General features: G+C 63.9%; 8 protein-coding genes. 6 read left to right on the forward strand and 2 right to left on the reverse strand.

Going from position 1 to position 11203, the window contains the following annotated elements:
- Positions 1-106 precede the first annotated feature (106 nt).
- A complete protein-coding gene (locus FJW03_RS11070) occupies positions 107-2671 on the reverse strand; it encodes a mechanosensitive ion channel family protein (RefSeq protein ID WP_140765827.1) in 2565 nt (854 codons plus the stop codon).
- 213 nt (positions 2672-2884) lie between these two features.
- Between FJW03_RS11070 and FJW03_RS11075 the strand changes: the two genes are divergently transcribed.
- The 5 genes from FJW03_RS11075 to FJW03_RS11095 all read left to right on the forward strand — a co-directional run bounded on the left by FJW03_RS11075 (position 2885) and on the right by FJW03_RS11095 (position 9681).
- Positions 2885-4144 (forward strand): sarcosine oxidase subunit beta, encoded by a 1260-nt coding sequence (locus tag FJW03_RS11075; protein ID WP_140765884.1) that lies wholly within the window; start codon positions 2885-2887, stop codon positions 4142-4144.
- A 24-nt stretch (positions 4145-4168) separates the two neighbouring features.
- A complete protein-coding gene (locus tag FJW03_RS11080) occupies positions 4169-4465 on the forward strand; it encodes a sarcosine oxidase subunit delta (RefSeq protein WP_140612346.1) in 297 nt (98 codons plus the stop codon).
- A complete protein-coding gene (locus tag FJW03_RS11085) occupies positions 4462-7485 on the forward strand; it encodes a sarcosine oxidase subunit alpha (RefSeq protein ID WP_140765829.1) in 3024 nt (1007 codons plus the stop codon). The genes FJW03_RS11080 and FJW03_RS11085 overlap by 4 nt, the downstream gene beginning before the upstream one ends.
- Positions 7478-8065 (forward strand): sarcosine oxidase subunit gamma family protein, encoded by a 588-nt coding sequence (gene soxG, locus FJW03_RS11090; protein WP_140612350.1) that lies wholly within the window; start codon positions 7478-7480, stop codon positions 8063-8065. Before FJW03_RS11085 ends, soxG begins: the two co-directional genes overlap by 8 nt.
- Positions 8066-8241: 176 nt before the next feature.
- A complete protein-coding gene (locus FJW03_RS11095; RefSeq protein ID WP_140765831.1) occupies positions 8242-9681 on the forward strand; it encodes an MFS transporter in 1440 nt (479 codons plus the stop codon).
- Positions 9682-9691: 10 nt separating this feature from the next.
- Here FJW03_RS11095 and FJW03_RS11100 read toward each other — a convergent pair whose 3' ends face one another.
- A complete protein-coding gene (locus FJW03_RS11100) occupies positions 9692-10396 on the reverse strand; it encodes a nitroreductase (protein WP_181169174.1) in 705 nt (234 codons plus the stop codon).
- A gap of 228 nt (positions 10397-10624) precedes the next feature.
- Here FJW03_RS11100 and FJW03_RS11105 point away from each other — a divergent pair, with 228 nt between their 5' ends.
- Positions 10625-11167, forward strand: coding sequence for a helix-turn-helix domain-containing protein (locus FJW03_RS11105; protein ID WP_181169175.1), 543 nt, complete (start codon positions 10625-10627; stop codon positions 11165-11167).
- Positions 11168-11203: the final 36 nt, after the last annotated feature.

Consider the following 11203-nt stretch of genomic DNA (forward strand, 5'->3'; position numbering starts at 1 on the left):
CTTCTCCAGTGCAGGCCGCAGGCGCACGCCGGCCCTGTTGATTTCAAGACCGATCTGCACACGGCACTCCCCGTTCCGATCGCGAACAGCTGACCGGCTCCGATATCTAGTCGGGATCGGGCTTGCGCGCCTTGCGTCCTGATTTGGCGGCTCGTTTCGCCTCGGCCGCGGCCTCTGTCTTCGCCTGTTCCTGCTCTATGAAATCGGCTTCGATCTTGTCGTCGTCAGTCGGCCAAGCCTTCGCGTGCTTGGTCTCGACGACGGCTCGCGGCGTCGAAGGGATTTCGATATGCTGGTCGTCGAATTTCTCGAGCACGGCGAAGCGGACGTCGTTCTGCACAATGTTGCCATTCATCACATCGGCCAGGAAAACCCTGATTTCGAATTCGAGCGCGGCCGCGCCGAAATTGGAAAACAGCACGAAAGGTTCGGGATTCTTCAGCACCAGCGGATGGCTGCGCGCGATTTCGAGCAGGACGGTATGGACCTGCTTGACGTCGCTGCCATAGGCGACACCGATCTTGATGTCGATGCGGCCGAGCTTGTTGCGGTGCGTCCAGTTGCCGACGGCGTTGTTGATCAGGTTTGAATTGGGCAGGATCACCGATTGCCGCTGGAAGGTTTCGATCTCGGTGGCGCGCACGCTGATCTTCTTGACCGTGCCGCTGATCTCACCGGCGACGATCCAATCGCCGACCTTGAACGGCCGCTCGGCCAGCAGGATCAGGCCGGAAACGAAGTTGGACACCACATTCTGCAAGCCAAAGCCGATACCGAGCGATAGAGCGCCGGCGACCAGCGCCAGGCTGGAGAGGTCGATACCGGCAGCCGAGATGCCGACGAGTGCCGCCAGCGCCACGCCGGCATACCCAATAGCTAGCCGGATCGAGTTGCGCACCCCGGTATCGACCTTGCCGCGCGCCATCACCGAACCGTCGAGCCAGCCCTGGAACCAGCGCGTCAGGAAATAGCCGATGATGAAGACGACAACACCGGAGAGGATGCCGGTGACCGAAATCGTCACCGAACCGATGGTGATCCCCGTCGCCAGCCTGTAGGCCCAAGCCTGGATATCGCCCAGTTGGAAGCCCCACATCAGCAGGATCAGCGGCAGGAACACCAGCACGATCATCAGATTGATCGCGACGCTGACCACGAGGCCGAGCTGGTCGAGTGCGGTGTCTTCATAGCTGGAGTTGACCGACAGCCAGCGCCCGACAGTGGTGTTGGCGAAAGCGCCCTCCTCGCCGATCGCCTGCGCCGACAGGAAGCCGATATAAGCGGTAATGAGCGCGGTGCCGGTGACCACGACCTGCAGCGAGACGAACAGCGCAAGGCCGATATAGCCCAGCAAGGCGGCGATGATGGTGAAAAGGCCGAGTGACAGCGCCAGGTAGCGCAGCCATGCCGGCCACGGCCGCCAGCTTCCGTCGCGCGCCCTGAACGGCCGCAGCATCGCCATCAGGATCAGGATGACGCCGACGATAATGGTTGCGAGGAAACTGCGGGCGATGGTCAGCGACAGTGGCGAGCCCATCTTGTCGTTCACGATCGACAGAAAGGTGTTGAAGCTGATGACCACGGCCATGGCCGTGGCCAGGCGCACCAGCCAGCGTGCCGGTCCCGTTTCGACCGGAATGAGGCGCCAGTTCGGCAGGCGCGGCGACAGGGCCGCATTGGTCAGCCGGTTGACGCAGAACACCACGCCGATGACGCTCGCCAGCGCATTCAGGAAGAGTCCGATATCGCCGCGCAACACGTTGTAATAATTGAAGAAGAAGATCGTCGACCCAAGAAAGGCGCCGACCGCCAGCGTGGGCAGCAGGGTCGACCAGAAGGCAACCGAGAGGCGGCTGAGATAGGACGGATCCTCGTTAGTGGGGTCAGCTTCGAACACGCGCCCGAACAGGCGCCTGCCGCCGACCAGCAGCACCAGGGCCAGGCCGAGCGCGACGAAGGTCGCCGCAAGAATGGCCTGGAACTTGAACTTGAAGGCGAAGCTCAGCCAGGAAGACACCGCCTTGTAGAAGTTGCGGAACTCGTCGCGGGCGTCCGAAAAGACCTGCGGGCTCAGCGCGTCCGACAGCACATAGCGCTTCGTCAAAAGATTGCGGAAAAGCGCGCTGCGCATATTGCCGATCTGGTCGATCAGCCCGCTGATGCGGATCGACAGGGCCTGGGCTTGCGAAATGACAGCGTTGATCTCGGCCTTTTCGGACGTCAGCGCCTGGCGTTCGGCGCTCACGATATCGGGCTCGGGCGGCTGGCCCGCGGCGGGCGCCGGGCCGAGCTGCTGAACTCTGGCGTTGATCTCGGCAAGGCGCGTGCGGAAGGCAAGCGCGGTATTCAGCGACTCGCGGGACAGTTCCTCAAGCTGCAGGCGGATGTCAACGAGACTTGAATCCTCCTCACCGTCCTGCTGAATCTTCTTCTCGAGACCATCGGTTTTTGCCGTCAGGTCCTTGATCATCTTCTGCTGATCGGCGATCAGTCCCGGGGGTGCCGGGCTGGCCGCGGGCGCCGCCGGAACCGGGCTGCCACCCGGCGCTACGGGAGCCTGGCTGGCCCCTGGCGTCGCGGGAGCCTGACCTGCGACCTGGGCGATGGCGCCGAGCGGCGCTGATGCGACAAGCGCGCAGACCAGAATCAGGCGGAAGAAGCGGAAAAGCATGATTTCTTGGCGACTCACGGGCGGCAAAGGCATTTGAAGAGCCCGTCCTTGATAAAGACGGCCATATCATGGAGCAAGCTGTCGCATCCGCCGCCTGTTTCCGCCCGATCGCCGATTCTTGAGTCGGCCAGTCGAAAGGCAATGGCGCAATATTGGCTTTGCGCTTGCGGCCTGCTCTATAGTCTGCCGCATCGCCCGAACCGGATGACAATGATGGCAGAGTACTCGGCCTTTTCGCTGCTCGCGAATGCACTCAAGGGAAACAAGGACTGGAAGCCGGCCTGGCGCAAGCCGGACCCGAAAGCTTCCTATGATGTCATCATCATCGGCGGCGGTGGGCATGGCCTGTCGACCGCCTATTATCTTGCCAAGGAACACGGCATGACCAATGTCGCGGTGCTGGAAAAGGGCTGGCTCGGCTCCGGCAATGTCGGCCGCAACACGACGGCCGTGCGCTCGAACTATCTGCTGCCGGCCAACACACGCTTCTACGAACACTCGATGAAGCTGTGGGAGGACCTGTCGCACGAACTCAATTACAATGTCATGTTCTCGCAACGCGGATGCTTGAACCTGGCCCACACGCCGGCCCAGTTCGACGACTATGCGAGGCGCGGCAATGCCATGCGCCATCTCGGCGTCGATGCCGAACTGATGACGCCGGCCGAGATCAAACGCCTGATCCCGGCGCTCGATATCTCCAATGAGGCGCGGTTTCCGGTGGTCGGCGGCCTGATGCAACGGCGCGCCGGCACCGCCCGTCACGACGCCGTGGCCTGGGGCTATGCGCGCGGCGCCGACCGGCGCGGCGTCGACATCATCGAGAATTGCGAAGTCACCGGCTTCCTGCGCGACGGCGACCGCATAACCGGCGTCACCACATCGCGTGGTGATATCAGGGCCAAGAAGGTGGCGGTCGCGGTGGCCGGCAGCACCGGACGCGTCATGCAGCTGGCCGGCGTCGAGACGATGCCGATCGAGAGCCACGTGCTGCAGGCCTTCGTCACCGAATCGCTGAAGCCCTTCATCGATACCGTCGTGACCTTCGGCATGGGTCATTTCTACATGTCGCAGTCCGACAAGGGCGGCCTTGTCTATGGCGGCGACATCGATGGCTACAACAGCTACGCCCAGCGCGGCAACCTGCCCATCGTCGATGAGGTGATGAGCGAGATGCTGGCGCTGTTTCCGGGTCTCGCCCGCGTGCGCATGCTGCGCTCCTGGGGCGGCGTCTGCGACATGTCGATGGACGGTTCGCCGATCATCACCACCGGCCCCCTGCCCGGCATGTATCTCAATTGCGGCTGGTGCTATGGCGGCTTCAAGGCGACGCCGGCCTCAGGCTGGTGCTTTGCCTGGACCATCGTCAAGGACGAGCCGCACGACTTCAATGCCGCCTTCACGCTCGACCGCTTCCATCGCGGCCTGGTGATCGACGACAAGGGTCAGGGCGCCAACCCTCGACTTCATTAAGCAAGGCTTCATCAGGAATATACCGTGCTGATCACCTGTCCCTATTGCGGCCCGCGCGACGTCATCGAGTTCACCTATCAGGGTGACGGCAACCGCGAGCGTCCCGACCCCGCCTCGCAGAATTTCGAGGCGTGGAATGCCTATGTCTATGACCGGCTGAACCCGGCTGGCGACCACAACGAGATCTGGCAGCATTCCGGCGGTTGCCGGGCGCATCTGCGGGTCGTGCGCAACACGCTGACCCATGAGATTTCGAGCGTCGCCTTCGCGCGCGGCGACCATGGTTCGGCCTCGCGTCACAAGGCGGAAGACAAATCATGAGCCCGCGCCGCACGGACACTGGCGGCCGCATCGACCGGCTGAAGACCATCCGCTTCACCTTCGACGGCGTCGCCTATACCGGCCATGCCGGCGACACGCTGGCGTCCGCGCTGCTGGCCAAGGGCGTCACCCTGTTCGGGCGCTCGTTCAAATACCACCGCCCGCGCGGCCTGCTCACCGCCGGCGTCGAGGAACCCAATGCGCTGGTGACGGTGCTGAAAGGCGAGGTTCGCGAGCCCAACATTCCGGCGACCATGGTCGAGATCCATGATGGGCTGGTCGCCGTCAGCCAGAACCGCTTCCCGTCGCTCGCCTGGGACATCCATGCCGTCAACCAGCTCGGCGGCAAGATCCTGTCGGCCGGCTTCTACTACAAGACCTTCATGGGACCGGTGTTCGGCCCGCTGAAGGGCACGCGTTTCTGGATGTTCTGCGAGCACTTCATTCGCCGCGCCGCCGGCCTCGGCAGCGCCGGATCGGCGAAGGACCCGGCCCGCTACGAGCGTATGAACGCTTTTTGCGACGTGCTGGTGGTCGGCTCCGGCCCCGCCGGCCTGATGGCCGCCAAAGCCGCCGCCGATAATGGCGCCCGCGTCATCCTGGCCGATCTCGAGCCGCGTTTCGGCGGTTCGGCCAACTGGTCCGATGAAACCATCGACGGCGCGCCGGCAACCGATTGGGTGCGGCGCACCGTTGCCCAGCTTGAAGGCCGGGACAATGTCCGGCTTCTGCCGCGCACCACGGTCTGGGGCTACTACGACAACAACACGCTTGCCGCGCTCGAGCGGGTCAGCGACCACAAGGAACAGCCGGCCAAGGGCGAGCCGCGCCATCGCTATTGGGCGATCCGCGCCAAATCCGTGGTGCTGGCCACCGGCGCCTTCGAGCGCCCATTGGTTTTCCCGGGCAATGACAGGCCGGGCGTGATGCTGGCGCATGCGGCGCAACGCTATGCCAACGAATTCGGCGTACTGCCGGGCGAGCGGATCGCGCTGTTCACCAACAATGACAGCGCCTATCGCGCTGCCGTCGCCCTGAAGAAAGCGGGGGCCGCGATCGTTGCCGTCGTCGACGTCAGGCCCGAACTTTCGGCTGAGATGCGCAGCCTCGCCACGGAAGCCGAGGCCGAAATCTTTACCGGCCACGCCGTCGTCGCCACCGAGGGCGGCAAGGCGCTGTCAGGCATCAAGGTTCAGCGCTTCGACATGGTTACCGGCGCGCTCACCGGCGATGCGCGCAGCATCCATGCCGACTGCCTGCTGATGTCGGGCGGCTGGTCGCCGACCATCCATCTGGCCAGCCAGGCCGGTGCGAAAGCGGAATGGGATGCCGCGCGGCAAGCCTTCCTGCCGCCGAAGCCAACGCAGCAATCGCCGACACAGCAGTGGCCAACACAGCAGTGGACCGGAGCCGGCGCCTTCACCGGCAGTTTTTCCACCGTCGAGGCGATCGCCGAAGGCCGCGCCGCCGGCCTCGCGGCAGCCGGTGGAACCGGCACTCCGGCGGCCTTGCCCTCTGTCGAAGCCGTACCCGGCGACCCCGATCCGGCGCCGGTGTTCGAGATCAGGGCCAGGGGCAAGAGCTTTGTCGACTTCCAGCACGACGTGACGGCGGAGGATGTCCGGCTGGCGCATCGCGAAGGCTTTGTCTCGGTCGAGCATCTTAAGCGCTACACCACGCTTGGCATGGCGACCGACCAAGGCAAGAGCTCCAACGTTCCCGGCCTCGCTATCATGGCCGAGGCGCTGGGCAAGCCGATCCCGGAAGTCGGCACGACCCGTTTCCGGCCGCCCTTCGCGCCGGTCTCGATCGGTTCGCTGGCGGCGGAGCGCTTTGGCGACCTGAAGCCCGAACGGCTGACGCCGATGCACGACTGGCATGTCGAAAATGGCGCAACCCTCTATTCCGCCGGCCTCTGGTACCGGCCGATGATCTACGGGCTTTCAGGCGAAACGGTCGAGCAGGCCTATGTGCGCGAGGCCAGGGCGACGCGCGAAAGCGCCGGCATCGTCGACGTCTCGACGCTGGGCAAGATCGCGGTCCAGGGCCCCGACGCCGCCGCGTTCCTCGACCGCGTCTACACCAACATGTTCTCGACGCTCGCCGTCGGCAAGGCCCGCTACGGGCTGATGCTGCGCGAGGATGGTTTTGCCTTCGACGACGGCACCACCTGGCGGCTCGGCGAACAGGATTTCCTGATGACAACCACGACGGCCAATGCCGGTAAGGTGATGCAGCATCTGGAGTATTTCCTCGATGTGATCTGGCCGGAACTGAAGGTCCACGTCACCTCGGTGACCGACGAATGGGCCGGCGCTGCGATCGGCGGGCCGAAGGCCCGGCAGATTCTGGCCGCCTGCGTCACTGGCACATCGGTCGATAACGCCGCCTTGCCTTTCATGGGCATCGTCCACGGCGAGATAGCAGGCGTGCCGGTTATGATTTGCCGGCTATCTTTCTCCGGTGAAATGGCCTTCGAGGTCTATTGCGGCGCCGGCCACGGCACGCAGGTCTGGGAGGCGCTGATCGAGGCCGGCAAGCCGTTCGGGCTGGTCACCTACGGGCTCGAGGCGCTGGGCACGATGCGCATCGAGAAGGGCCATGTCACCGGCGCCGAGATCGACGGCCGCACCACGGCGCGCGACCTGCATCTCGACTGGATGCTGTCGAAGAAGAAACCGTTCATCGGATCGGCGATGATGGACCGTGAAGGCCTCGTCGCGTCCGACCGTCTGGAATTGGTCGGCCTAATCGCGCTCGACAACCGGGCGCTCAATGGCGGTTCGCACATTGTCGAGGAGATCGACGAAGCCAATCCGCACGGCTCGATCGGCCACATCACCGCCTGTTGCTACTCGCCGGCGCTCGGCAAGCATATCGCACTGGCGCTGGTCAAGGGCGGCAAGGCCAGGCACGGCACGCGTGCCCACGTCTCCGATCCCCTGCGCAACCGCTTCGGGCCGGTGGAGATCGTCTCCAACCATTTCTACGATCCGGAAGGGACCCGCATGCATGGTTGAGCGCCAATCCCCCCTCGAGCCGGAGTTTCACGTCGGCTCGCATGGCAATTTCGAACATGGCGTCGAGATCCTCCTGACCGAAACGAGCCCGGGCTCGATCGTGCAGCTCGCCGCATGGCCGGGCGAGGAGAAGAGACTGATGGCAGCCATCGACGCCGTCACCGGGCTTGCGCTGCCTGATGGCGCCGGCGGCGGTCTGAGTAACGGCGTGAAATCGGTATTCGGCTTCGCGCCAGGAAAGTTCACGGTTGTCGATGAGGCCGAAGGGCTGGCCGCGGCCTTTGCCAAGGTGGTGATGCCGGACATCGGCACGGTGACGGACCTGTCGCATGGCCGCACGGCGATTCGCCTTGCCGGTCCGAAGGCCGAATGGGTGCTGGCGAAGTTCTTCGCCATCGATTTCGCACTGCCGGCCTTCCCCATAGGCGCGGGCCGCTCGACTGCCCACCACGATGTCTTCGCCCAGATCCAGCGCACCGGCGCCGATCAGTTCGACATCTATGTCTTCCGCTCCTTCGCGCGTTCGTTCTGGAAGGCGCTTTGCCATGCCAGCGAGGAAGTCGGTTACGAAGTGCAATAGATGATGTGGCCGGACCGCCGCTTAGTCGCGGCTTCTGGCCTCAAGGCCAGCCGGTTCTGCCGCTAGAGAATCCCGCCGCGGGCGCCCATGATGTCAAAACGTGGCCGTCCAACCGGTCAAAGGGACATGAAAATCCCGTCTCAGAGTCGGCGCATTCGTTTGGTTCGAACCTCCCCATGACTGCTGAAATATCCGCCGGCGCCACGGATCGCGCCGATGTGTCGGCCAGAGCCTTACTCCTGCTGCCGCTGACGGTCGCCTGCGGCGTCTTCATGACCAGCCTCGATCAGAATGTCGTGGTGACGGCACTGCCCGGCATCGGCGAAAGCCTCGCTCGTCCACCCAGCCAGCTCGGTCTGCTGATCACCGTCTATGTCGCCAGCCTGATCATCTCAATGCCGCTCGGCGGCTGGGCCGCCGACCGCTTCGGCCTGCGCAATGTCTACTGCTTCGCCTTGCTGGTGTTCGCCGCCTCGTCGGCCCTGTGCGGGCTCTCGAACGACATCTGGATGCTGGTCGGCGCCCGCGCGTTGCAGGGCTTCGGTGGCGCGCTGATGGGTACGCTCGGCCAGGTCGTCATCCTGTCGACCTTTCCGCGCAGCCGGACGTTGAAGATCAACATGTATATCTCGCTGGCCGGCCAGTCCGGACCGTTGGTCGGTCCGCTCGTCGGCGGCGCGCTGACCACTTACATTTCCTGGCGCTGGATCTTCTTCATCAACGTGCCCTTCGCGCTAACGGCGGCCGTGCTTGCCGCCTCGCTGTTTCCCACCATGACCAAGCCGGTGCGCACGCCCTTCGATTTTCCGGGTTTTCTGCTGGTCGGCAGCGGCATGGTCCTGCTGGTCTTCGGCATGGACTCGCTGGCGGCGAAGGACGTAGCCGGAAGCATGATCGCGGTTGAGCTTGTGCTGGCCGTCGTCATTCTGACGGCCGCCTCGTTCTACTGCCTGCGCGTGCGCAATCCTCTGCTCGATCTCAAGCTCCTGCGCATCCGCACCTTCCGCATTTCATTCCTTACTGGCGGCGGTCTGGATACGATCGGCCTCAGCTCCGTCGTCTTCCTGCTGCCACTGATGTTCCAGCTCGGCTTCGGCATGAGCGCGGTGCAGGCGGGATCGCTGACCTTCGTCGCGGCGGTCGGATCGGTGGTCATGCGGTTCTTCATGCCGCGCCTTCTCAATCGCTTCGGCTTCCGCCGCGTGCTGGTCTTCAACACGCCCGTGGTCGCCGCGATGGTCGCGGGCTTTGCCTTGCTGCAGGCGACGACGCCGGTGTGGATCACGCTGACCTACATCTTTGTCTTCGGCGTGTTACGCTCCGTGCAGTGGGCATCGACCGGCAACCTCGCCTATTCCGACATCGCGCCCGAACAGCTCGCCCGCTTCAGCGCGCTCTATTACATCCTGTGGCAGCTGGCGGTCGCCATCAGCGTCGGTCTCGCTGCTGCCATGCTATCATTCCTCGCCGGCGGCGGCGCGGCGGTCGCCAGCGATTTCCGGATTCTCTTTATGATCGAGGGCGTCATCACGCTCTGCGCGCTGCTCGCCTATCTCAAGCTGACGCCACAGGACGGTGCCCATGTCAGCGGCCATGGCATGCAGATGACCGAGTAGGCCACAAGCCTTACTCGCTGAACGTCACCCATTCTTCCAACGGCACGCGATCGGTGCGGAAGGCGTTTTCCGGCTTGGACGTGTCTTCATAGCCGAGCGCCATGCCGCAAACGACGATCTCTTCGTCGGGAATGTTGAGCACCGGCCGGATTTGCCGGTGATAGGGCGCGAAGGCCGCCTGCGGGCAAGTGTGCAGGCCCCTGCCCCGCGCCGCGACCATGATGTTCTGCAGGAACATGCCGTAGTCGATCCACGAACCCTGGTTGAGGCGGCGATCGATGGTGAAGATCATGCCGACCGGCGCATCGAAGAAGACGAAGTTGCGGTCATGCTGGGCGCGCATCCTGTCGACCTCGCGTCGGCCGATGCCGAGCGCGCCATAGAGACCGAAGCCATTGGCACGGCGGCGGGTCAGGTATGGCTCGAAAAACTGCGTGGGATAGTAGCGATACTCGTCCCAGTCGGCCTTTTCGGCCCGGATGCCGGAATTCAGGATGGCATCCGATATCTGCTGCTTGGTCTCGCCCTTGGTGACGTAGACGCGCCACGGCTGCATGTTGGTGCCCGACGGTGCGCGCGCTGCGACCGTAAGAATGGCGCGGATCGTCTCGTCGTCGACCATGTCGGACAGGAATGCACGCACCGAACGGCGCGTTAGGATCGCCTCGTCGACAATCTCGGCATCGCCCGCGATCCGAGCCTTCTTTTCCAGCATGGGCCGTCCCTCAGCCTTTGTGTCGATCGGACGTCCCCACTCGCCGCTCGAAGAAGCGGAGCCTTTGCATGAACCGTCAAAATCCTGCAAGCAAATCTTGAGCATCGGTGAAAATCTACTTGATTTTTTCATGAGCTTGCTTTCTCATGAAATTCGGATGGAAATTTTCATGACGAGAGCGTTTTGCCCTCCACTACCGCACGAACATTGCAGGGACCTGACGAACGCGTGTTGGCAAGCGATATCAGGGCGCTGCGCAGGGCGCGCGGGCTGACGCTGGCAGGGATCGCCCTGAAACTTGACCGTTCGGTCGGTTGGGTCAGTCAGGTCGAGCGTGGTCTGTCAACGCCATCGCTCAGCGACCTCAGGGCCTTCGCGGAGCTGTTCGGCGTTCCGATCAGCCTGTTCTTCAGTCACGACGTACCCCAGGAAAGCGAGCGCGGCGTGATTGTGCGCGCGGGCAAGCGCCGCACGCTTGGCACCAGCGAATCCGGCCTGGTCGAAGAGCTTCTGTCGCCCGATCTCGGTGGCAGTTTCGAGATGGTGCGTTCGGTCTTCGCGCCGGGCGCGGAGCTGAAGACCGAGGCCCGCCGACCGACCGAGGAGGCCGGATACGTCGCCTCCGGGCAGTTCGATATCGAGATCGCGGGCATCTGGCACCGGCTCGGCGAAGGCGATTCCTTCCGCTTCGAAGGCAAGCCTTATCGCTGGCGCAATCCCGGGACCGAGCCGGCGGTTGTCATCTGGGTGGTTTCGCCACCCGTCTACTGAAATGCATGTCGCCCAAGACCGTGCGCGGTTTTGGGT

It is taken from the genome of Mesorhizobium sp. B4-1-4 (genome assembly GCF_006439395.2).
Lineage (GTDB): Bacteria > Pseudomonadota > Alphaproteobacteria > Rhizobiales > Rhizobiaceae > Mesorhizobium.